General features: G+C 51.6%; 19 protein-coding genes. 7 read left to right on the top strand and 12 right to left on the bottom strand.

Features of this window, described 5'->3' with window-relative positions:
• Window positions 1-42 precede the first annotated feature (42 nt).
• Both rplY and radD read right to left on the bottom strand, forming a co-directional pair.
• Window positions 43-327: a 50S ribosomal protein L25 gene (rplY, locus tag OGY33_RS11780; protein ID WP_003027502.1), complete on the bottom strand. Its 285-nt coding sequence runs from the start codon at window positions 325-327 to the stop codon at window positions 43-45.
• Between the two features lie 124 nt (window positions 328-451).
• Window positions 452-2,212 carry a DNA repair helicase RadD gene (gene radD / locus OGY33_RS11775; protein WP_191238281.1) on the bottom strand — a complete coding sequence of 587 codons (1,761 nt, stop codon included), beginning with the start codon at window positions 2,210-2,212 and terminating at the stop codon, window positions 452-454.
• Between the two features lie 151 nt (window positions 2,213-2,363).
• On the opposite strand from radD, the gene rsuA reads away from it, so the two are divergent.
• The 3 genes from rsuA (at window position 2,364) to OGY33_RS11760 (ending at window position 4,955) form a co-directional block, all read left to right on the top strand.
• On the top strand, window positions 2,364-3,071 hold the full coding sequence (rsuA, locus tag OGY33_RS11770; protein WP_008785291.1) for a 16S rRNA pseudouridine(516) synthase RsuA: 708 nt from the start codon (window positions 2,364-2,366) through the stop codon (window positions 3,069-3,071).
• 15 nt (window positions 3,072-3,086) lie between these two features.
• Window positions 3,087-4,277: a Bcr/CflA family multidrug efflux MFS transporter gene (locus OGY33_RS11765; RefSeq protein ID WP_003834584.1), complete on the top strand. Its 1,191-nt coding sequence runs from the start codon at window positions 3,087-3,089 to the stop codon at window positions 4,275-4,277.
• Between the two features lie 333 nt (window positions 4,278-4,610).
• Window positions 4,611-4,955, top strand: coding sequence for a YejG family protein (locus OGY33_RS11760; protein WP_085951589.1), 345 nt, complete (start codon window positions 4,611-4,613; stop codon window positions 4,953-4,955).
• A 3-nt stretch (window positions 4,956-4,958) separates the two neighbouring features.
• On the opposite strand, the gene yejF is transcribed toward OGY33_RS11760, so the two are convergent.
• The 9 genes from yejF to OGY33_RS11715 all read right to left on the bottom strand — a co-directional run bounded on the left by yejF (window position 4,959) and on the right by OGY33_RS11715 (window position 16,614).
• Window positions 4,959-6,548, bottom strand: a complete 1,590-nt coding sequence (gene yejF, locus OGY33_RS11755; RefSeq protein WP_191238282.1) for a microcin C ABC transporter ATP-binding protein YejF — start codon at window positions 6,546-6,548, stop codon at window positions 4,959-4,961.
• A 1-nt stretch (window position 6,549) separates the two neighbouring features.
• On the bottom strand, window positions 6,550-7,575 hold the full coding sequence (locus OGY33_RS11750) for an ABC transporter permease (RefSeq protein WP_003834577.1): 1,026 nt from the start codon (window positions 7,573-7,575) through the stop codon (window positions 6,550-6,552).
• Complete coding sequence (locus OGY33_RS11745) at window positions 7,575-8,669, bottom strand: microcin C ABC transporter permease YejB (protein ID WP_191238283.1); 1,095 nt, start codon at window positions 8,667-8,669, stop codon at window positions 7,575-7,577. Before OGY33_RS11745 ends, OGY33_RS11750 begins: the two co-directional genes overlap by 1 nt.
• A complete protein-coding gene (locus OGY33_RS11740) occupies window positions 8,670-10,484 on the bottom strand; it encodes an extracellular solute-binding protein (protein ID WP_191238284.1) in 1,815 nt (604 codons plus the stop codon).
• A gap of 100 nt (window positions 10,485-10,584) precedes the next feature.
• Window positions 10,585-12,144: a cyclic di-GMP phosphodiesterase gene (locus OGY33_RS11735; RefSeq protein WP_008785287.1), complete on the bottom strand. Its 1,560-nt coding sequence runs from the start codon at window positions 12,142-12,144 to the stop codon at window positions 10,585-10,587.
• 167 nt (window positions 12,145-12,311) lie between these two features.
• The gene (mepS, locus tag OGY33_RS11730) at window positions 12,312-12,881 is read right to left on the bottom strand and encodes a bifunctional murein DD-endopeptidase/murein LD-carboxypeptidase (RefSeq protein WP_003834567.1); all 570 of its coding nucleotides are present in this window, start codon (window positions 12,879-12,881) and stop codon (window positions 12,312-12,314) included.
• Between the two features lie 413 nt (window positions 12,882-13,294).
• Window positions 13,295-14,008, bottom strand: a complete 714-nt coding sequence (locus OGY33_RS11725) for a phosphatase PAP2 family protein (protein WP_032944023.1) — start codon at window positions 14,006-14,008, stop codon at window positions 13,295-13,297.
• A gap of 33 nt (window positions 14,009-14,041) precedes the next feature.
• Window positions 14,042-15,028, bottom strand: coding sequence for a CobW family GTP-binding protein (locus OGY33_RS11720; protein WP_048215900.1), 987 nt, complete (start codon window positions 15,026-15,028; stop codon window positions 14,042-14,044).
• Between the two features lie 119 nt (window positions 15,029-15,147).
• Window positions 15,148-16,614 carry a mannitol dehydrogenase family protein gene (locus OGY33_RS11715; protein WP_128316799.1) on the bottom strand — a complete coding sequence of 489 codons (1,467 nt, stop codon included), beginning with the start codon at window positions 16,612-16,614 and terminating at the stop codon, window positions 15,148-15,150.
• Between the two features lie 202 nt (window positions 16,615-16,816).
• Between OGY33_RS11715 and uxuA the strand changes: the two genes are divergently transcribed.
• Window positions 16,817-18,007, top strand: coding sequence for a mannonate dehydratase (gene uxuA, locus OGY33_RS11710; RefSeq protein ID WP_191238285.1), 1,191 nt, complete (start codon window positions 16,817-16,819; stop codon window positions 18,005-18,007).
• 45 nt (window positions 18,008-18,052) lie between these two features.
• Here the strand turns inward: uxuA and pdxR are convergent, their stop codons facing one another.
• Window positions 18,053-19,525 carry a MocR-like pyridoxine biosynthesis transcription factor PdxR gene (gene pdxR, locus OGY33_RS11705; protein ID WP_191238286.1) on the bottom strand — a complete coding sequence of 491 codons (1,473 nt, stop codon included), beginning with the start codon at window positions 19,523-19,525 and terminating at the stop codon, window positions 18,053-18,055.
• Window positions 19,526-19,689: 164 nt separating this feature from the next.
• Between pdxR and torC the strand changes: the two genes are divergently transcribed.
• From torC to torD, 3 genes are read left to right on the top strand one after another with little or no spacing between them, the layout of a single operon-like run.
• Window positions 19,690-20,823 carry a pentaheme c-type cytochrome TorC gene (torC, locus tag OGY33_RS11700; RefSeq protein ID WP_191238287.1) on the top strand — a complete coding sequence of 378 codons (1,134 nt, stop codon included), beginning with the start codon at window positions 19,690-19,692 and terminating at the stop codon, window positions 20,821-20,823.
• Window positions 20,824-20,832: 9 nt separating this feature from the next.
• Complete coding sequence (gene torA / locus OGY33_RS11695; protein WP_149607645.1) at window positions 20,833-23,331, top strand: trimethylamine-N-oxide reductase TorA; 2,499 nt, start codon at window positions 20,833-20,835, stop codon at window positions 23,329-23,331.
• Window positions 23,321-23,953 (top strand): molecular chaperone TorD, encoded by a 633-nt coding sequence (gene torD / locus OGY33_RS11690; protein WP_128316796.1) that lies wholly within the window; start codon window positions 23,321-23,323, stop codon window positions 23,951-23,953. Before torA ends, torD begins: the two co-directional genes overlap by 11 nt.
• Window positions 23,954-24,048: the final 95 nt, after the last annotated feature.

Below are 24,048 nucleotides of genomic sequence, written 5' to 3'. Positions count from 1 at the left end.
AAAACCCCGCCTTGGCGGGGCTTTTCTTCAACTTGTTTGCGATTACGCGCGAACGAAGTCGATGTGGGACAGCTTCGGCTTGAACGGGTGACGCTGTACAGCCTGAGCTTTAACTTTAACTTCTTTACCGTCAACAACGATGGTCAGAACTTCGCTGTAGAATTCAGCTTTAGCTTGCATGTTCATAACTGCATCGTGATCCAGTTCGATAGCAATCGGGGCTTCTGCGCCACCGTAGATGATTGCCGGGAACTTGTTAGCGGCACGCAGGCGGCGGCTCGCACCCTTACCCTGCTCTTTACGTACTTCAGCGTTGATAGTAAACATTTAAATCTCTCTTTAATAATTCCTGCTACAGGCGACCCAGCAACAGGTAAGTGATCTGCTTTGCGTATGCAAAAGCGGGCGAGATTCTATACTCAAACGGCTGGTACATCAATCAAAAGTACGATTAACCGCGTAATTCATGTGCCCGACGAAAGCGACCTTCATAATCGAAGACCTTTTCACGGACCTGCCAGTACTGACCTTTCATACGCGCCACCACGAAATCAGGATGCCGTAACAACGCCTGCTGATTGAGGATATCGGCGGCGGTTATCCAGCGTAAGGGTATACCGGGTGTTCGGGTGTGCGGGCGAATAAACAGTTGTTCGAAGGCCGTACGCTGAGCGGGAGTGTGCAGGCGAAAGCGTTCGCTGACGTCAGCGCCGTCTTCATCGTAATAGGTGATTTTCAGCCATTCGCCTTTATCATCCTGCCCGTTTTGTAACACCATACCGCTACAGCGCAGGACCAGCGCATCTTTGAGCCTGAGCGCGGCTTTCAGCATGTCATCCGGGTCAACCAGCACCGTGTCGCACTCGCGACAACGGCGGGCGGCGATGTCATTTTCCGCGTTGCACTGTGGGCAGTTTTTAAAACGGAAACGAAAATCGCACTGTTCGCGATGGCCGTCATCATCTTCAAACCATCCCTGGCAGCGACGGCCCAAATGTTCAATCAGCGTGCCGTCTGCCGTGGTTTTGCCCCAGAAGGTGTTTGCAAATCCGCAGGCAGGACAGAACACCTGTACCGGAACGTTGTCGCTTTTCCCTTTCGGAGCACCCACTTCCGGTGCGTACAGATCGTGCGGGTTGCCGGCATAATCGAGGATCAGACAGTCGGTTTTACCCGGTGCAAGGCGCAACCCACGACCAACAATTTGTTGGTAAAGGCTAACTGACTCTGTTGGGCGCAGAATGGCGATAAGGTCGACGTGCGGTGCATCGAAGCCGGTGGTCAGGACCGATACATTCACCAGATAGCGAAAACGCTGGGCTTTGAACTCTTCAATCAGCACGTCGCGCTCAGCGCCTGGCGTATCTCCAGTGATTAGCGCGGCATCGTCAGCGGGCAGCAGGCCCTGAATTTCTTTGGCGTGCTCAACGGTGGCGGCGAAAATCATCACCCCTTTGCGGGTTTGGGCAAACTCGATAATCTGGCTGATGATATGTGGCGTTATTCGCTGCTGCTTTTTCAGCTCCTGATTCAGATCTGCTTCGCTAAACAGGCCGTTACTCTGCGCCTGCAGGCGACTAAAGTCATACTGCACGACCGGCATGTCGAGGCGTTCTGGCGGCGTCAGGTAGCCGTGTTTAATCATGTAGCGCAGCGGTAATTCATAAATGCAGTCGCGAAACAGCGCTTTTTCATCGCCGCGCACCATACCATGATAATGAAAATGATAAATCCAGCCCTTACCCAAACGAAAAGGTGTGGCGGTAAGCCCGAGCAGACGTAAGTGGGGATTTACTTTAGTCAGGTGAGTGAGGATTTGCTGATACTGACTCTCTTCATCATCGCCAATACGGTGGCATTCATCGACGATCAGCAGTGAGAATTCACCCTGAAAGGCCTCCAGATTACGCGCTACCGACTGTACGCTGCCAAAGACTACTTTCCCGTGGCTCTCTTTACGCTTCAGGCCTGCGGCAAAAATATCGGCTTCAAGCCCCAGCGCACAATATTTGGCATGGTTTTGTGCGACCAGTTCTTTGACGTGCGCCAGTACCAGTACGCGACCACGTGCCACGCGGGCCAGTTCAGCAATCACCAGACTTTTGCCCGCGCCGGTTGGCAGGACGATAACCGCCGGGGTGCGGTGGTGGCGAAAATGGTTGAGCGTGGCGTCCACGGCTTCTTTTTGGTACGGGCGAAGAGTAAAAATCATGAGCTCATTAAGATAAACAGCAACAATGTATAGTATGCCATGAATCATTTCCCTTGAGGGATGGTGTAACACCGCTATACTGGGCGGATAATAGTCCCACTTTTCGGGCGTAAACCCGCTTCTCGTATTTTTACAGGCAAAAATCACACTCATGCGACTTGATAAATTTATCGCTCAGCAACTCGGCGTCAGCCGCGCTATTGCCGGGCGTGAGATCCGTGCTAACCGCGTTACCGTCGACGGTGAAATCGTTAAAAACAGTGCCTTTAAGCTGCTACCAGAACACGACGTCGAATATGACGGTAATTCTCTGGTTCAACAAAATGGCCCGCGCTATTTTATGCTGAATAAGCCTCAGGGTTATGTTTGCTCAACGGATGACCCGGATCATCCGACGGTGCTCTATTTCCTTGATGAACCGGTTGCCTACAAATTGCATGCGGCAGGGCGTCTGGATATCGACACCACCGGACTGGTACTGATGACCGATGACGGACAGTGGTCGCATCGTATCACCTCTCCTCGTCACCATTGCGAGAAAACCTATCTGGTGACGCTGGAGTCGCCAGTGGCAGACGATACCGCCGAGCAGTTTGCCCATGGCGTACAGTTGCATAATGAGAAAGACCTGACCAAACCGGCTGTTCTGGAGGTCATTACGCCAACTCAGGTGCGATTGACCATCAGCGAAGGGCGTTATCATCAAGTAAAACGTATGTTTGCCGCGGTGGGTAACCACGTTGTGGAACTGCACCGTGAACGAATTGGTGACATCAGGCTTGATGACGATCTGGAGCCGGGTGAATACCGTCCATTGACCGAAGAAGAAATCGCCAGCGTTAACTTAACCCCGCGTTAATTTCAGGAGCTAAATGTGACCACCCGGCAGAACTCGTCAATTGCCATAGTCTTTATCCTTGGCTTGTTAGCCATGCTGATGCCGTTGTCGATTGATATGTATCTTCCGGCGCTACCTGTTATCTCAGAACAGTTTGGTGTGCCTGCGGGTAGCGCGCAGATGACCCTCAGTACCTATATTCTGGGGTTTGCAGTGGGGCAGTTGCTCTATGGCCCAATGGCTGACAGCATTGGGCGCAAGCCGGTTATTCTGGGCGGAACGCTGGTGTTTGCGGCGGCGGCAGTGGCCTGCGCCCTGGCGCAAACTATCGATCAACTGATCGTGATGCGTTTCTTCCACGGTCTGGCTGCTGCGGCGGCGAGCGTGGTAATCAACGCCCTGATGCGCGATATCTATCCAAAGGAAGAGTTCTCGCGCATGATGTCATTCGTCATGTTGGTCACCACGATAGCGCCATTACTGGCACCTATCGTGGGTGGTTGGGTGCTGGTATGGCTGAGCTGGCACTATATCTTTTGGATCCTCGCCATGGCGGCTGTTCTGGCGTCGGTGATGATCTTTACGCTGATCAAAGAGACCCTGCCTGTAGAGCGTCGCCAGCCGTTTCGCCTGCGTACCACTATTGGCAACTTTGCCTCGCTGTTTCGTCATAAACGAGTGCTGAGCTATATGCTGGCCAGTGGGTTCAGCTTTGCCGGGATGTTCTCGTTTCTGAGCGCCGGACCCTTTGTTTACATTGAGATCAACCACGTTTCACCGCAGCATTTCGGTTATTACTTCGCATTGAACATCGTATTCCTGTTCGTGATGACTATCATCAACAGCCGCTTTGTGCGTCGGGTTGGGGCATTGAATATGTTCCGTACCGGTCTGTGGATCCAGTTCGTGATGGCGGGATGGATGGTCTTTAGCGCACTGTTTGGGCTGGGGTTCTGGGCTCTGGTCGTGGGCGTTGCGGCGTTTGTTGGCTGTGTATCGATGGTGTCATCAAACGCCATGGCGGTTATTCTGGATGAATTTCCGCATATGGCGGGAACGGCGTCATCGCTGGCTGGGACATTCCGCTTTGGCATTGGCGCCATTGTCGGGGCCCTGTTGTCTCTGGCGACCTTTAACTCGGCCTGGCCAATGATATGGTCGATCGCATTTTGCGCTACCTGCTCAATTCTCTTCTATCTTTACGCCAGTCGCGCTCAAAAACGGTGATCTATTACACAACCTGGGGGCCATAAGGTCTCCAGAGTTGATGTACATCAACCGCAAATCTATCATTTCCCCCGCTTATGTTTATTTTATGTAAAATCAATTTATGTAAAAAGTCACATCATTGTAGTTAAAAAGGTTGAGTTAGATCGCAGAAACGAGTACATATAGCCCGGAAATATGCCAGAACCGTTGAATAAATTTAATTACTGGGTTCTGTAAGCAGCATAAGTACTGGATGTAAACGTTTACCAACTGTCTAAAGACGTATTGTCAATGATGTGTTAATATTGATGTAAAATAATTGTGAAGTGATTGTGCTTCCAGGGAAAGAAAGTGATGACATTACAACTCTCAATCGTTCATCGTCTGCCGCAGAGCTATCGTTGGTCGGTGGGTTTCGCAGGTTCGAAAGTTGAACCGATTCCGCAAAACGGTCAGAGTAATGAGAACAGCCTGGTGGCACTCAAATTGCTCAGTCCTGATGGTGACAGCGCGTGGTCAGTCATGCATAAGCTCAGCCAGGCCCTCAGTGATATCGAGGTTCCTTGTTCCGTACTGGAATGTGAAGGAGAGCCGTGCCTGTTTGTGAATCGTCAGGACGAATTTGCCGCGACCTGCAGACTGAAAAACTTCGGCGTGGCTATCGCAGAACCGTTTTCAAACAACAATCCTTTTTGAGCGTCAGCTTAGCGCGAGCAGCTGACGCGTATAGGCCTGCTGTGGTGCGTTAAAGACGTGCTCGCATTGCCCTTGCTCCACGACCTCTCCCTGACGTAGCACAATAACCTGATGGCATAATGCGCGTACTACGTGCAAATCATGGCTGATAAAAATATAAGCCAGCCGATGCTTTTCCTGTAAGGATTTTAACAACGTCAGGATTTGCGCCTGTACGGTCCTGTCGAGCGACGATGTTGGTTCATCCAGAATGATCAGGGAAGGTTTGAGAATCAATGCTCTGGCAATAGCAATGCGTTGGCGTTGTCCGCCAGAAAACTCCGCAGGATAACGATGTCGCGTTTCGCTATCCAATCCCACTTCCGCCATTACCGCTTTCACCTGTGCCTCGCGTTGTTCGGCTGACAGGGTAGGCTGATGAACGCGCAACCCCTCCTCGATAATCTGTAGCACGCTCAGGCGTGGGTTTAGCGAGGAGTTGGGATCCTGAAATACCACCTGAATACGGTGACGGACCGGCAACAGCTGGCGTCGATTTAAGGTATGCAGTGCCAGCCCATCGAACACAATGCTTCCCTGCGAGGTGATTAACCGCAGAAGCGCCAGCCCGGTGGTGCTTTTTCCTGAGCCTGACTCTCCCACCAGCCCCAGCGTTTCACCGGGCCGGAGGGAAAAACTGACGTCGTTAACGACGACGTTGTGGTCCACCACGCGTTTCAGGATACCTTTGCGGATAGGAAAGGCGACGCGGAGTTTTTCCACTTCCAGCAACGGAGCTTGCCCGACAGGCAAAAGTACCGGGTCGCCGGAAGGTTCGCTGTTTAACAATTTCTTCGTGTAGGGATGCGTTGGCGCAGTGAGCAACTGTGCTGCTCTATTTTGCTCAACGCACTGGCCGTTTTGCATGACCGCCACGGTATCGGCCAGTTTTTTCACAATGCTCAGGTTGTGGGTGATGAACAGTAATCCCATGTTCAGTTCGCGCTGTAGTTCCCTCAGCAGTTGCAGGATCTGTGCCTGGACGGAAACGTCCAGCGCGGTAGTCGGTTCATCGGCAATAAGCAGCTCAGGTCGTGTCAGCAGTGCCATGGCGATCATCACGCGCTGGCGTTCACCGCCGGACAGTTGGTGCGGGTAATCTGCGAGACGTTTGGCTGCCTGACGGATGCCTACGCGATCCAGGCAGGTCAGGATTTCTGCCCGCGCCGCCTCCCGACGCATTCCCCTATGCAGCGACAGCACTTCATAAAGCTGTTTTTCCAGATTGTGGAGCGGGTTCAGTGACACCATCGGCTCCTGGAAAATCATGGCGATTTTATTCCCCCGTACACCACGAAGCGTCTGCTCGTTGGCGTGAAGTAATGATTCACCATGAAAACGGATGTCCCCGGAAGGGTAAACTACCGGAGGGGACGGTAACAACCGTAGGATAGAAAGCGCGGTCACGCTTTTCCCCGAGCCAGACTCGCCCACCAGCGCTAGCGTTTGTCCGGCATCAACCCGTAGTGAGAGGGCATTGACTACGGTGCGCACGGTCTCTTGTTGACGAAAACCTACCGATAAATTTTCAATGGCTAACAGAGGTTGTGTCATTTTAAATCGCCTTGTTGGGATCAAACGCATCGCGTACCGCTTCACCAATAAAGATCAGTAGCGATAGTAGCAGGGCAACGGAGATGAACGCGGTGATGCCAAGCCACGGTGCCTGCAGGTTGTTTTTACCCTGCAACAGGAGTTCTCCCAGTGATGGCGAGCCAAGCGGTAAACCGAACCCAAGAAAATCCAGTGAGGTCAGGGTGGTTATCGAGGCGCATAAAATAAACGGTAAAAAAGTCAGGGCCGCGACCATCGCGTTGGGCAGCATATGACGCAGAATAATACTGCGATCGCTTACGCCTAGCGCTTGAGCGGCTCGAATGTAATCAAAGTTTCGGGTACGTAAAAATTCCGCGCGCACCACGCCAACCAGACTCATCCAGCCAAACAGTACGGTAATGCCCAGCAGCCACCAGAAGTTAGGCTGGACCACGCTCGACAATAGGATGATGAGAAACAGCGTTGGCATTCCTGACCAAACTTCAATGAATCGTTGCCCCCACAGGTCCACCTTGCCGCCATAATAGCCCTGAATTGCGCCAGCCATAATGCCCATCACGCTCGAACAGAGGGTGAGCATTAGACCAAACAAGACAGAAATACGTGTGCCGTAGAGGATGCGCGCCAGTACATCACCGCCGTTGGCGTCTGTTCCCAGCCAGTTTTGTGCGGAAGGCGGGGAAGGGAAGGGCTTATCGGTGGCAAAGTTAATGCTGGTGGCCCCAAAGCGTATTGGTGCCCACAGGATCCAGCCCTGGTTTTCCAGGCGCTGTTGTAGCCACGGGTCCTGATAATCAGCCTGAGTCGCCAGCGGTCCGCCGAAGTCGCTTTCACTGTAGTTTTTGAACAGGGGGAAATACCAGCTATTGTCGTAGCGCACCAGTAGCGGCTTATCATTGGCAATCAGTTCTGAACACAGGCTAAGACCGAACAGCACCAGAAAAATCCACAGCGACCAGTAGCCGCGACGATTGTGGCGAAAGCGCGCCCAGCGGGCCTGATTGACGGGGCTTAATCGCGACATTAGCGTCCCTCAAAATCAATACGAGGATCGACCAGCGTATAGCTGATGTCGCTGAGGATATTCAGCAGCAGACCGATCAGGGTGAAGATATAAAGCGTGCCAAACATTACCGGGTAGTCGCGTGATACGGTGGATTCATAACCCAGCAATCCCAGGCCGTTAAGTGAGAACATCACTTCAATCAGCAGTGAGCCGGTAAAAAACATGCTGATAAACGTTGCCGGGAAGCCGGCGATCACCAGCAACATGGCATTGCGAAACACATGTTTCCACAGAATATTTTTCTCGCTGACCCCTTTAGCGCGTGCGGTGACGACATATTGTTTGCGCACCTCATCCAGAAATGAGTTCTTGGTCAGCATAGTCAGTGCGGCAAACCCACCAACCACCGTCGCCAGCACCGGCAGGGTAATATGCCAAAGGTAGTCGGTTACTTTCTGATACCAGGGCAGGGAGTCAAAATTGGCCGAAACCAGCCCGCGAAGCGGGAACAGGTCGTAGTAGCTTCCCCCGGCAAAAAAGACGATCAGCAAAATAGCAAACAGAAAGGCCGGTATGGCATATCCGACAATAATAAATGCGCTGCTCCAGACATCAAACCGGCTGCCGTTATGCACCGCTTTGCGGATCCCAAGCGGTATCGACACCAGGTAGATGATGAGCGTACTCCACAGCCCCAGCGTGATGGAAACAGGCAGGCTGTCTTTGATAAGCGTCAGCACCGAGGCGCTACGAAACAGGCTGTCACCGAAATCGAAACGAATGTAATCCCAGAGCATTTTGAAGTAACGCTCATGAATGGGCTTATCGAACCCATAGCGGCGAGTGATTTCGGCGATCACTTCCGGGTCCAGACCCCGGCCGCCTCGATAATTACTGTCGCTGATGTTACCAACGCCGGTTTGCGCGTGGCTGGCACGAACGCCTTCGCTACCCGCGCCGGGTAATGCCCCGCTTTGCCCGAACTCAATGGCGGCGACGGCCTGTTCAACCGGTCCGCCTGGGGCTATTTGCACGATAAAAAAGTTGATGGTGATGATGGCCCAAAGCGTTGGGATCACCAGCAGTAGACGTCGAATCAGATACGCGCCCATTTATTCTCCCTGTCGTCTGGCTGCGGGCAGTTTCGCCGCTTTGTTGACGTCATACCACCAGTTGTCGAGGCCAATGGTGTAAATTGGGCGAATAGCAGGATGTGAAAATTTATCCCACCAGGCGATGCGATCCTCTGCCATAAACCACATCGGCAACATGTAGTAGTTCCAGGTTAATACCCTGTCCAGTGCCCGGCCTAGTGGGATCAATTTGGCTTTATCACCTTGTGCCGCGATGATTTGGTCGATCAGTTTATCAATCACCGGGCTTTGTACGCCGGGGGCGTTGTAGCTGGAATCAATATATTGAGAGGCCCACAGAATTTGCAGGTCCGAACTCGGCCACGGCATCGCGCGATACAACCTCGGCATCATGTCATAGTCGCGACTGCGCAGGCGGTTCGTGATTTGTGAGTTATCCACCTGGCGGATATTCATGGTAATACCTAAGCGCTGCAGGTTATGCTGGAACGGCAGCACCCATTGACTGTTGCTGCCCGCCGGGAGCAACAGTTCAAAGCTCAGAGGTTTACCGCTGGCGCTATTTACCCGCTGCTGACCCTTTAGTACCCACCCGGCCTGCTCCAGTAAGGTATCGGCTTTCAACAGGTTGTCGCGATCGTAGCCATCGCCTTTTGATTTTGGCGGCTGATAGATTTGGCTAAAGACCTCAGAGGGGAGATCTTTTTTCAAGGGCGCGAGTATCACCAGCTCATCTGCGTCGGGGTATTTTGTCGCGGCATATTCGGTATTCTGAAAATAGCTGTTGGTCCGGCTCCAGGCATTATAGAACAGCGCTTTATTCATCCATTCAAAATCAAAGGCCAGCGTGATGGCTTCCCGTACCCGTCGGTCGCTGAATACCGGACGCTGAATATTAAATGCCAACCAGCGGGTATCCTGCGCGGATTCGTTCTTTTGTTCATCTTTGATGATGTAGTGATTCGCGAAATTTTTCCCGGTATAGCGCGTCGCCCAGTTTTTGGCATCATTTTCAAGACGCAGATCAAACGCACCGGCCTTAAACGCTTCAAAGGCGACGTTATCATCCAGATAGTAGTCGTAGCGGATGGTATCAAAGTTCCAGCGTCCACGATTGACGGGCAGATTAGCGGCCCAATAATCTTTGACGCGCGAATAGACAATATACTGACCCATCTTCCATTTCGTAATGCGATAAGGGCCGCTGGCGAGCGGTGGCGATGATAAGGGATCGCTGAGCTTATGATCTTTCCAGTACTTCTCTGGCATCACGGGTAACGAAAACAGGCTGAGCATGTCCTCTTTACCCGGTTTGGCTAATTCAATGCGTACGGTTAATGGCGCGATGGCTTTTACCGTTGTTCCCTTGTAGACCAGACGAAACTGCGGCACGCCTTCAGTCATAAATTTGTGGAAGGTGAATGCGACGTCGCGGGCGGTAATGGGTGAGCCATCGTGAAAACGCGCTCGTGGATTAATGGCAATTTCTACCCAGGAATAGTCGTCAGCGTAGCGCGCGCTGTCGGCAATGAGCGGGTAATAGCTACCAGGTTCATCGTCAGAGGTCGTAAACAACGTATCGTAAAGCGTTTCGGTACGTGCGCCGGGGTTACCGCGCATCGCGTAGCGGTTAAAGTTGTCAAATGTGCCAATGGAGGACAGTGTGATTTGACCCCCTTTAGGGGCTGCGGGATTCACATAATCGAAGTGATTAAAGTTAAATGCGTACTTCGGTTCACCCAGTACGGCAAAAGCATAGCTTTCTTTGATGGATTGCGCCTGGGCGCTAAACCCGATGAGGGTAATAAACAGAAGCAGTACGCGAGGGATCATATAAAAGCGATTTCCTTTTCCTGCCACAACCCGACGGGCATCATGCCTGAAAGATAAGGGATGTAGCGGCGAGTGAGAGTATATGAATCGCATACTGCGATCACCACGTCGGCTTATTGGGCTGTGCCATCCAACGCACAAAATCAGCAAGCTTTAATGGTCGGCTAATCCAGTATCCCTGGAAAAAATGCACCCCACGATCGCGCAGCCAACGGGCTTGCTCAGGAGTTTCTACCCCTTCCGCAACCGTCAGCATATTAAGACGTTTAGAAAGTGTCAACACGGCGTCCAGAACCGGAGAGGTCAGGGTTTCCGTCCCGATGGCGTTAATAAATCCGCGATCGATTTTCAGGTAGTCAACGGTAAAGCGTTCCAGATAAATAAGCGCGCTATGGCCGGTGCCAAAATCATCAATCGCAATTTCAAAACCTGCGGAATGCAGCCATTCAAATAGCTTTGTGGCCTCGTGCTGATTGAGCATATCTCGTTCAGTGATTTCCAGCACTATCTGAAAATAGTTTGCGGGAAGTGAAGCGTGCAGGTGCCGGATGTCGTCTTTAAATGTCTCGCCATGCAGATGCGATGGCGCGATATTGATCCCCAATTTTGCGCCAGCGGGTAACACTTTTTGCAGCGCCGGGGCATCCTGGGCGATCAACTTAAAGAGATGCTGAGTCAGCGGGACAATCATTTTCTGTGATTCAGCGTAATGAATAAAGGCATCCGGTGGGATCTCGCCCGTTGTTGGGTGATTCCAACGTAACAGGACCTCGACGCCTTTCACTTCCAGCGTTTGCATCTCTACGACGGGCTGGTACACCACATAAAACTGGTTATGCTTGATGGCGTTGAGGATATCTTTGCCTGGGCGTAAACGGATGCTGTAGATGTAGTACCAGAGGAGAAGGGCGGCAATAATCCCGGCCATACATCCCAACAAAATAGAATACCAGACGTCGGTATAGCTCCACTCTTGTGCGTATAAGCGAATTTTAAGCGGGATCCCTTCAAGAGTGGCCTGCCGCCAGGAGGTATGAGGAAGAGCGGAGACATCGATGATTCGCGATGAGAATGTCGAAATTGCGGTATTACCGACGATAATTGCAATACCGTCAAAATCATCCTGCCGGGCGGTATAGAGCAGATAAGGTGCCAGATTGATATTCAGTGAGGTAAATACGCCGCTATCGTTGAACGACGCGTTTCGGTGCCAAATCATGATCGCTGGTTTGTCCGGCATCATGGGCGTACCGGGAAGTAATTCCACATCAATATTTCTGCTGATATCGAGGTTCGGGATCAAATCTAAAATCGGAGTGAACATGGAACCTGTTGCGGAAGAGCAGAAAGCGATACCGTCTTTTACCAGTAAGAAAGCGCGAACGTTCAGGCTAAAGGCTGCACTGGAGGTCAGTTTAGCGCCAACTTGTTGGCAACTGTTGGCAACCAGCGGCTGAAGGGCATCGGTGGTGGTTTTGAGGTCGGTAAAGTAGCTGCTGACGTAATTCTGGATATCGGCAAGGAGCGTGTCGTACTTAACTTCTCGTTTATGCCAGGTGACGAAAAACTGCAGGGTACTCACGAGTATTGCGACGATAAGCCCCGTTAACATACAGGAAAGCAGGATTTTCCGACCGGATGAAGAAGAGCGTCTGAACATAGATCCTTATTTTACCTGATTTAACCGCTTACTCTGTATGAATATAACCTGAAATGACTCATGTTGTGAGATTTTTCTTAGTCGCAGGGGGAAACAAAAAAGCACCGCCGAAGCAGTGCTTTTGGAATGTCTCATCAGGATAGCCAAGGGATAGCTGCCAAACGAAACTAACTGCGGCTCAGAACCCGGCGAGCTTCGTTGTAGCGTTTTTTCCAGTAAGGCTCGTTCATGCTGGAAATGATAACGCCACTGCTGGTCGAGGCATGTACAAACTGGTTGTTACCGATATAAATACCGACGTGACGGCCAGTAGAACCAGCACGGAACAGAACCAGATCGCCTGTGCGCAGATTAGTGCGCGAAACGGATTTTCCCGTTTCCTGTTGTTCATAGGTTGAGCGCGGAAGCTCTAAACCAAATTGCTCGCGGAATGTACGCTGCACGAAGCTTGAGCAATCAATACCTTTTTTGGTGCTGCCGCCAAGGCGGTAACGCACGCCTTTCCAGTCAGCATATTGGTCCATAATACGTGATTTAACATCGATATTACGTACCATATTTTCAAATTCATCCTGAGAGGCTTGCAGTGAAGAGTTATCTCCATTGCCCACAGCATGCGTCTCAGAATGCATATTCTTGGCGGTGTTCGTTGTGCTACATGCAGAAAGCAGAACCGCAACTGCTATCGCGGGTATGCCCCGCAAGATATATCTCAAAATCGGTTGAGATTTGACCATTTTGTTTGTTTTCCCTTGAAGTCCTTAACGATAAATATCGTTATAAAAAATGCCAAACGTGACGAGACTAATTACCATCGCACGATGAGACAATTCCTTAAGGTCAAATCTGTGGCAGAACGCACAAATTTATTCTGAAAGGGAATAATTATCCCGCGAGGCAAAACGAGTTCGAGATTACCCGATCGTTCCGGTCAATGCGAGTGATTTTACGTGATTTCTTATAAGAAAAATTGATACAGAAAGTGAATAAACGGCATTGTCTAAATTAAGAACAGTCAGGGCAAAAAATACGCAACCTACTCATTTTAAACATGAATAAGATGACAGGAGAATGACAATCAGAATGATGAAATATTGCCCGGCATCATCAGGGAATCAGAAGTATCCCTGATGATGTTAATTACTCTGCGTTATTTGTTTAAAAATTGTTTGTTTTTGCCGGGTAGATAATTCACGAACAGAGTGACTAATCGGTCGCTTAATGGCGTCATTAGCCACCAGGGAAGGCCAATCAAGACCACCGTCATGGAACCAACCACGATATCGGTGAGCCAGTGGGCGCCAATCATTACGCGCGGGAAGGCAAAAACCACAGCAATAATAAGGCCGATTATTCCTGCGACTTTTCCGAAATAACGCAGCATGAATGCGGAAAAAATAAGCAGCATCATGCCGTGATCGCCAGGAAAACTGTCTTTCGACGCATCTTTGGTCGGAATATGCAGCAGTTCGCTGACGCGATAAATATTATCCAGCATAAGCGTGGGACTGGCGCGTTTAACGGGAATAAGCGCCTGGCCCAGCTGGTTTAATACCACTGCAGTGAGCAGCATAACCAAACCAATTGCCACAATGCGTCGGCGACCTTCCGACGTCTCTTTGAGCCAAAAGTGCAGCATCAATGCGCCCATAGCCAGCAATGAGCAGCCATCAAATGCCCGATTATTGGTAATAGCAACAACCCATAAGAACAGCGGACTTTCCACCAGTTTATGATTAAAGAAGCGGAAAACGCCCGTATCGAGTGAAGACCAGAACCCATGCCCGGCTGGAATATACCAGGACAGAAACAGTGCCAGACCAGCAATATTAAGCAGGAGGATTAAAGGGTATCGGGTTTTCATCGTCGTTTACCATTGCTAAAAACGAAGGCAACCTTACGCGCTAGCGTCTAAACGAAGTCTCAACAACGCGCTCTGTAACGCATTCCAGTCAGTCTCGGTATCGGCGATGAGTTCAATACGGCTATCCGGTGGTGCGACGTTTTGCGTCTCTATATGCCAGTCGTCTCCCTGGCGGTTAATGCGTACCAGTCCTTCTTTAATACGCATTACCCCCTTCACGCGCCCAACCGGGGCAAGACGCGACCATTCCAGCAGACCGATGGTATCGAACACCGTATCGGCGTCAAAAATCCAACCGCAGGCCTGATGGCCCTGACCGCTGTTCAGGCTACGACGCCAGCGCTGCTGTGCGGGTAAGCTCAACGCTGCCAGCCCCTTTTTGTTGGCATGGCTATGGTCGTGCTCCGCGCTTGCAGGAAGCTCCGCCAGGTTTAGTCGGGGTAAATCCAGTAGCTGTCCGTCAATTTGCCCATGGTCGGCATGAACCAACTGTCGATTACCGCCGTAGTGTTGCCACCAGCTTTGCAGGGCGTTTTCGCTTTCCGTCGTGGCACGGTCGGTTTTGTTGGCAACAATGATATCAGCGGCGGCCAGCTGATCGCGGAAATTGTCATTGGCGACGCTTTTCTCATCCAGTAACAGGCGAGGATCAAGGATACAAAGGGTTGCGCGCAGATCGATCCACGGCTCATAAACCGGTGCGGTGAGTAAATCCAGAATCTGTTTGGGATGCCCGAGGCCGGTGGGTTCAATCAGCAGGCGGTCGGGTTTCCCCTGACGCAGCAGCGTATTGAGGCCAACCTGCATTGGCAGACCGTTAACACAGCACATACAGCCGCCAGGGATCTCTTTTAGCAGCGCACCGCTGTCGGCCAGCAACGCGCCATCAATGCCAACTTCGCCAAACTCATTAACCAGCACGGCCCACTTCTCAGCAGGGTCTTTGTTTGCCAACAAATGAAGAATAGAGGTGGTTTTGCCACTGCCGAGAAAACCGGTGATGAGATTGGTTTTAGTCACATTTACTCCAGAATCATAAATTACCGTAATGGCATTTAACAATCCTGGCGAAAAACGGGGAAAAAGAGAAGGGGTGAGAGGACGAAGAGGCGCTTCGTCCTGCTTAATGGCAGAAATCGTTAACTTTTTAACGTCTCAATGACAGCCTGATGCGCACCGTATTGGGCAATGCGTTGCCAGGCCTGCTGAATGGCCGCGACAAACTGCGGATTCTGTACGAGATCGGTGGCGAAAATCTCGCGCAGCGAAAGCAGGGCGTTGACGCGTTCTGACTCTGTGCTCTGTTTAACCAGAGCGGCAATTTTTTCACTCAACGGGTCACGAACATCAATAGCGGTGCCTGAATCATCCACGCCGCTCACATAACGCATCCAGCCTGCGACGCCGAGCGCCAGCAGTGGCCACTCACTTTGGCGGGCTAAATGTACGCGGATCCCTTCCAACATGCGCTGGGGTAATTTCTGGCTACCGTCCATCGCGATTTGCCAGGTTTTATGTTTCAACGCTGGGTTGGCAAAACGCTCCAACAGGCTTAGGGCATACTGGTCTAAATCCACATCGGTAATTTGCAGCGTAGGTGCCTGTTCGTTGAGCATCAGGCGGTAAGCGGCTTCACGAAATGCGCTGTCCTGCATACAGTCGCTGATGTGCTGGAACCCGGCCAGATAGCCGAGATAAGCGAGAAACGAATGACTGCCGTTCAGCATCCGAAGTTTCATTTGTTCCCACGGCAACACATTTTCGACCATCTGGACGCCCGCCGTTTCCCATTGTGGGCGGCCACACACAAAATTATCTTCAATCACCCACTGGATAAACGGTTCGCAGCTGATTGCGCAAGGATCGGCAACCCCCAGCTCGCGGGCAATTTCGGCCAGTGACTCTTCAGTGGCGGCAGGGACAATGCGGTCGACCATGGTGCCTGGGAAACTGACATGCTCCTGAATCCAGGTTGCCAGTTCTGGTGAACGTTTCTCCGCCATTCCAAGGACGGCGTTTTTTACCACATGACCATTGTCCGGGATGTTATCGCAAGAGAGGACGGTAAACGGCTGTAGCCCGCGTTCACGTCGGCGGTGTAGGGCTTCAACAATAATTCCGGGGGCAGAGTGCGGTTCAGTCGGTGTTTGCAGATCGTGAGCAATACGTGGATTACTGAGGTCTAACGAACCTGTCGCCGGATCGATGCAGTAGCCTTTTTCTGTGATGGTTAGCGAGACAATAGCCACCTGAGGTTCGCAGAATTTTTCGATAATAGCCGCCAGCGAATCCAGCCTGGCGTTGAGACATTCGTTGACGGCGCCGATAACAATTGGCTGGTTACCGGTGGCCCCTTTTTCCAGCACGGTAAATAAATGATCCTGTTCGCGCAGTTGGCTCATCAGTCGATCGCCGCTGAACAGACTGATCTCACAAATACCCCAGTCTCCACCCTGCGCATTCAGCACCCTGTCGGTTAGTAACGCCTGATGGGCGCGGTGAAAAGCACCGAAACCAAAATGCACAATCCGCGTTTTTAATTGCTGGCGGTCGTATTGCGGCATCATGACATTTTCCGCCAGTGGCGCTGAGGCAATAGTTTTCATTTAATACACCTGATTAACCATAAATTAACAATGGCAGTATAAAGTTATATGACAACAAATTGAATTGGTGTGCCTCATTTATCCGGGGAATGTGAGCTTGATCAACCAATCATCGGCAATGTGTTGATCAGTTGACGGATGCCTGTATGGTAGTCGTCATTAAGATGATTTAATTTGGTATAACAACTTGTGAGGTGAAACAATGGAACAAACCTGGCGTTGGTACGGACCTAACGATCCGGTATCGCTTGATGATGTGCGTCAGGCTGGCGCAACGGGTGTTGTGACCGCCTTGCACCATATTCCTAACGGTGAAGTGTGGCCGGTAGAAGAAATTCAGCAGCGTCGGGCCATTCTGGCTGAAAAAGGGCTGACCTGGTCGGTAGTGGAAAGTATCCCTGTCCACGAAGATATCAAAACGCGTTCAGGTCAATATCAAACGTGGATTGCCAACTATCAGCAGAGTATCCGTAATCTGGCGACCTGTGGTATCGATACGGTGTGCTATAACTTCATGCCGATCCTCGACTGGACGCGTACCGACCTCGAATATCAACTGCCGGATGGTTCCAAAGCGCTGCGTTTTGACCAGATTGCTTTTGCGGCCTTCGAACTTCACATTCTGCAACGCCCGGGAGCTGAAGCGGATTATACCGCCGAAGAACAACGCCAGGCGCTGGACTACTTCAATGCCATGAGCGATGCAGAAATTGAAAAGCTGACCCGCAATATCATTGCTGGCCTGCCTGGTGCAGAAGAGGGCTATACGCTGGATCAGTTCCGTGCGCGTCTCGCTGAATATGACGGCATCAGTAAGGATGATCTGCGCGATAATATGGCGGTATTCCTGCGGGCGATTGTGCCAGTGGCAGAAGAAGTCGGCGTGCGTCTGGCCGTGCATCCTGACGATCCGCCGCGCCCGATCCTTGGCCTGCCGCGTATCGTTTCGACTATCGAAGATATGCAGTGGCTGAAAGAAACGGTCGATAGCATTAATAACGGTTTCACCATGTGTACCGGTTCTTACGGCGTGCGCGCTGATAACGATCTGGTGAAAATGATCGAAACCTTTGGCGATCGTATCCACTTCACGCACCTGCGCTCAACCTGTCGTGAAGATAACCCGAAAACCTTCCATGAAGGTGCGCACCTGCAGGGCGATGTGGATATGGTATCGGTGGTGGCTGCCATTTTGAGCGAAGAGCAGCGGCGTAAAAAAGCGGGCGACCTGCGTCCTATCCCGATGCGTCCGGATCATGGACACCAGATGCTTGACGATCTGCACAAGAAAACCAACCCGGGCTACTCTGCGATTGGTCGCCTGAAAGGCCTGGCAGAAGTCCGTGGCGTTGAGCTGGCGCTGAAACAAACGCAGTTCCGCGATCTGCTGTAAGTCTAACAACAGGGATTGCGCGACAGGCGCGATCCCTGTTTTTCATCAAGGCTGCGCGAGCGCCTGCTCCAGCACTGTCAGCACTTTATTGATCTGCTGTATCTGCAATCCACCAAATCCAAAAAACATAACAGCATCGCTGTTCTCTTTGCACCATGGGGCTTCTGATCCATTTTCTATATCCGGCAGAGTGTCGAAACGGATCCCGGCCAACAGGCAGCATTGTTGTAACCTGGTGATGAATTCTGCGTGTCTGGCAATGTGTAACGAGAGGTGCAGACCTGCCGTTGCGCCAGCGATTTTCCCTTCGGGAAACAGAGTGGAAAGGCCATCGCGTAACAGGGTGAGGCGCGTCGCATAGCTGCAGGCCAGCTTGCTGATATGCGTATAGAACACCTGGTTTTGCATCAGTTCGGCCAAAAATTGCTGCAACAACCACTGACTGCCGTTGTTATTGAGCGCTTTCATATTCTGTACCGCCGGAAGCAATTCATCAGGGCAAATAAGATAGCCAAGCCGTGCGCCTGGCCCCAGCGTTTTAGAAAATGTCCCCATGTAGATAACCCGGTTGTGATAATCCATGGCTTTCAGCGCGGGAAGGGGATTTTCCCCATAGGTAAAAACGGCATCGTAATCATCTTCAATGATGTAAGCGCCGACGCGTTGCGCCCACGTTAATAATGACTGACGGCGCTCCAGTGAAAGCACGCTTCCCATCGGATACTGATGCGCTGGAGTAACATAACAAAGCTGGGTTTCATACTCGGGTAAATTATCTGTTTGCAGCCCGTGGTTATCTACGGCAATTGACGTAATGTCTGCACCGTAATAATTAAAAAGATGCCATGCGCCAGAATAACAAGGGGATTCCGTCACAATATGGCACTTTTTTTGCTGACTGACAGCATGATGAATAATAAATATTTGGCTGAGCAGTGATAATCCTTCCTGAATCCCGTTGGTAATGATGATGTTCTCTGCTCGGGTATTAATTCCGCGGGATAAATTAAGGTATCTGACCAATTGCTCACGCAGTGAAAATAATCCACTTGGTGAATGGTATCGGGTAAATAATTGTTCTTTAAGTATGCTTGGAGCATTATTCCATTTCCGCCAGCTTGACCAGGGAAAAGCGTTGGGATCGGGGACGCCCATCCGACAGTAGCACTCTCGTCCAGGCTCGGCGTAAACATCGGTTGAGACTCCGGCAGCTTTAGGTTTTGTCGGCGGAGAACCTTGGGTAACGGGCACATGCGTTGGTGTTATACGTACAGGCGTGGTGAATATCACTTCATAGCCAATGCCGTGTCGGCTCTTGATTAACCCTGCTGCCATAAGCTTATCATAGGCCATCACTACCGTTATTTTGGCTACGTTCAATACCTGAGCCTGCTCGCGAATAGAGGGAAGCTTATCGCCACAAAGCAAATCTCCCCGCTGAATAGCCTGGAAATAAAATTGGAAAATTTGCAATTGCAGCGGAGTGCGGAGTTCTCTATTGAGCGTTAATGTAAGCATGAGTAATTCCTTATTAATATATGGCCACTATATTACGAATTTCTCGTTTTTACTATTTGATACACCTCATGGAGTAGCAGCTGTTCCTATAGCTTGCTATCGCTGTCTCTATTTTTGATTTTTATTATCCCTTAGCGTGTCGCTATTAAAAAATGGAGGCAAGCATGTCGTGGATAAGAAAGAACGCATTGTGGTGCGTATTGGCTGGGGCGGTGGCAATGGCCCTGGCTATTTGGGGATCGTGGCAAGGCGTTCATTACACCAGTACCACCGAATTTTGTTTATCGTGTCACTCGATGCGCACGGCTGGAGAGGAATATAAAACCAGCGTGCATTTTCGTAACGCATCTGGCGTGCGGGCTGAGTGTAAGGATTGTCATATTCCCCCGGGCGTTGTTCCAACGCTTGTTCGTAAAACTGAAGCCTTAAACGACCTCTATCACACCTTTATTTCTCCTTCTATCGATACTCCTGAAAAGTTTGCTGCCAAACGCCCGGAGCTGGCCCAGCGGGAGTGGGCACGCATGAGCGCGAATAATTCAGCGGCGTGTAAATCCTGCCATAGCTATGAGGCAATGGATCATGGCAAGCAATCGGCAAACGCGGCTGCGCAAATGACCGCAGCGGCAGCAAAAGACAGTAACTGTATCGATTGTCACAAAGGAATAGCTCATCACAAACCCGATATGAGCAGCGGTTTTCGCGATCGCTATAAGCAGCTACAGCGTCAAGGAGATACGCCAACGGATGCGACCACACTGTTTTCATTAAGCGAAAAATCACTGGCGGCAACGGCAGGGAGTCCGGTCGGGAAGGCGCTGTTATTTCCTGCTACCGAGGTCAAGGTGCTGAAAAAAGAAGGCAGTAACGTGCAGCTCGAAATCACGGGCTGGCGAGAAAGCAAAGGGCGTGGACGGGTGATCACCCAGTATATGGGGAAACGCGTTTTCTCCGCCGTTCTCGATGAGCCCCTGATGGCGAACGTAAAAGTGCTACACACCCAGGTCGATCCTGACTCACATCAGGAATGGCAGCAGGTGAGCGTCACCGCCTGGACCACCGATCAGGACTTTATCAACACGCTTGCGCCAATCTGGGAATACTCAGATCAAATGCTGCAATCCACCTGTAGCGCCTGTCATAGCACTCCTCCTACAACCCGATATACCGCTAACGGCTGGATCGCCGGACTGAAAGCCATGTCGACCTATTACCGGCTTAATCCGGTGGAGGAACGTACGTTGTTGAAATACCTCCAGACCCACGCCAGCGATGTGTCTGAAACCAACAAAAAGTAAGGATAATGTATGGATATTCATGACTTTAATCCGTCCCGCCGCCGTTTTCTCAACGGAATGCTGGCGGTGGGGGCTGCCAGCGCACTGGCGCCTAATCCGCTGATATCAAAAGTGTGGGCGGCGGGGGAAAATCCCGAGCAGTGGATCCAATCTGGTTCGCACTATGGCGCTTTTGAAGCCAAAGTGGTCAACGGTGAGTGGACCGAAACCCGTCCGTTCAAACATGACAAATACCCCTGCGATATGCTGAACGCGGTGCGTGAAGTGGTCTACAACCCGTCGCGGGTACGCTACCCGATGGTGCGTCTTGACTGGCTGCGTAAGCGTGAGAAGTCAGATCGCAGTCAGCGCGGAGATAACCGTTTTGTTCGGGTCAGTTGGGATCAGGCGCTGGATCTGTTTTACGAAGAGCTGGAGCGGGTGCAAAAAACCTATGGCTCATCAGGCGTATTTACCGGGCTTGCCGACTGGCAAATGGTGGGCAAATACCATAAAGCGGGCGGGGCGATGGATCGGGGACTTGGCCTGCATGGTAGCTATGTGACAACCGTCGGCGACTATTCTGCGGCAGCGGCACAGGTCATTTTACCGCATGTGATTGGTTCGCTGGAAGTTTATGAGCAGCAGACGTCGCTCCCGCTGGTGATTCAAAACAGCAATACCATCGTGCTGTGGGGCTGCGATCCGATCAAGAACCTGCAGATCGAGTTTTTGGTTCCCGATCACGATGCGTTTGGCTACTGGCAGCAGATTAAAGAGGCGGTAGCGCAGGGTAAGATGCGCGTTATCAGTGTTGATCCGGTGCGGAGCAAGTCGCAAAACTATCTTGGCTGCGAGCAGTTGGCGTTGCGGCCACAAACCGATGTCGCGTTAATGCTGGCGCTGGCGCATACCTTGTACGAAGAAAAACTGTACGACACGGCGTTTATTACCGATTACACCGTCGGCTTTGAGCAGTTTTTGCCGTATCTGCTGGGCGAAACCGATAAACAGCCGAAAAATGCCGAATGGGCGGCTGAAATCTGCGGCCTGACGGCAGAGCAGATCCGAGACTTCGCCCGCCTGTTGGTGAAAGGGCGGACACAGTTTATGGGCGGTTGGTGCGTACAACGCATGCACCATGGTGAGCAGTATCCGTGGATGCTGGTGGTGCTGGCCAGCATGGTCGGTCAAATTGGTTTGCCCGGCGGCGGGGTAGGATTTGGCTGGCACTACAACGGCGGTGGTACGGTAACATCCGCCGGGCCTGTGCTTTCTGGACTGGGAGGGATCACGAATCCCCCGCAGGCAAAGTACAACGCGGATTTTCGCGGCGCATCGGAGCATATCCCCACTTCGCGTATCGTTGACTGCCTGCTTGAGCCGGGCAAAAAGGTTGCCTTTAACGGCGAGACGTTAACCTGGCCTGACATCAAAATGGCGATCTACAGCGCGGCGAATCCATTTCATGCGCAGCAGGACAGGAATCGCATGATCGACGCGTGGAAGAAGCTGGAAACCGTGGTGGTGTTGGATCACCAATGGACCGCGTCGTGCCGATTTGCCGATATCGTCCTGCCCGTTACTACCCGCTTTGAACGTAACGATATTGAGCAGTTCGGTACGCATTCGAATAAAGGGCTGATGGCGTTGCATCAGATCGTCAAACCGCAATATGAAGCGCGGCATGATTTTGATGTATTTGCCGGGCTGTGTAAGCGCTTTGACAAGGAAGCGGTGTACCGTGAAAACCGTGATGAAATGCAGTGGTTACAGGCGCTTTATGACGAAGGTGTGAAGATGGGGGCATCGCTCGGCGTCTCATTACCGGATTTCACAACGTTCTGGCAGGGGGATGGATATATTGAATATCCGCCGGGGCAGCCGTGGGTACGTCACGGTGAGTTTCGCGACCAGCCAGACCTGAATCCGCTGGGAACGCCGTCAGGTCTGATTGAAATCTACAGCAAAACCATCGCGGGCTTTGCCTATGAGGATTGTCCGGGGCATCCGGTGTGGATGGAACCCTTTGAGCGTACCCATAGCGGCAAAAAAGATAAATACCCGCTGCATCTGCAATCCTGCCATCCGGATAAACGTCTGCATTCCCAACTGTGCTCTAGCGAGGCGTTTCGTAACACCTATGCGGTTGCCGGAAGAGAGCCGCTTTATATCAGTGAACAGGATGCCACCGCTCGTGGCTTAAAAGCCGGTGATATCGCCCGCGTCTTCAACGCTCGTGGTCAGGTACTGGCTGGCGTAGTTGTCAGTCCGGATTTTTCCCCTGGCGTGATTCGTATTCATGAAGGCGCGTGGTACTCCCCGCAGGAAGGGGGGAAAGCCGGGACATTATGCACCTATGGCGACCCGAATGTGCTAAGCGCGGATATAGGTACTTCACAATTGGCCCAGGGGCCTTCAGCGCATACCGTGCTGGTGGAGGTCGAGCGTTATCAGCAGAAAGCCCCGCAGGTGACGGCATTCGGTGGTCCGCAGATTGTGAAAGAGGAGGGGACCAGTGCAGCATAAGCAAATTCATCAGCAGCGGGCAGCTGTGTACCAGTGGTTTTCGCAACTGTTATTTCGTGAGCTGGATGAAAAACAGCTTGCCAGTCTGGAAAACGGCGATAGCCAGGCTTGGATTGCCTCACTGGCGGCGGTTCCTGGAGTGTCTGCCGAGGTTAAACGTTTTGAGCATAGCCTGGGCCGGGTTTTGCGGCGCGACTCCCGACAACTGGAGCTGGCAGCAGATTTTGCCTCGCTGTTTCTGCTGGCCCCGCCAGCTAGTGTTTCTCCCTATGCAGGGCACTATCCACACACGACAGCGGCAGAAGAACGTCGGCAAATGAATGTGCTGCTGATTGAGCAAGGTCTGGCAGCGCGAGAGAATGAACCCTCCGATCATATTGCTGTGCAGTTGGCATTAATGGCGAGGATGGTTGCTAAAGAGGAGAGGCTATCGGCGCAATATTACTTTTTGCATCATCATATTCTGTGCTGGGCACCGTTATTTCGCGACGCTTGTCTGGTGCGGGATAACGAGGGGTTTTATCCTCAGACGGTGAATCTGATAGTGCGTTTTATGCAAGAGGATGAACAGTATCTGGAGTCGTTGCTGATGGATGATTTTTATTTCAGCAGCCAGCGCTGAAAATGAAAAAAGGGACAGCCTGCGCTGTAATGCCAGTCAGTTAAGCATTATGGAGAATATTTTATTGCGGCATAGGGTTCCGTTCACCTCAGCGG

It is taken from the genome of Citrobacter sp. Cpo032, from assembly GCF_030332975.1.
Taxonomy (GTDB): domain Bacteria; phylum Pseudomonadota; class Gammaproteobacteria; order Enterobacterales; family Enterobacteriaceae; genus Citrobacter; species Citrobacter portucalensis.
This window is presented reverse-complemented; position numbering and strand designations above follow the sequence as displayed.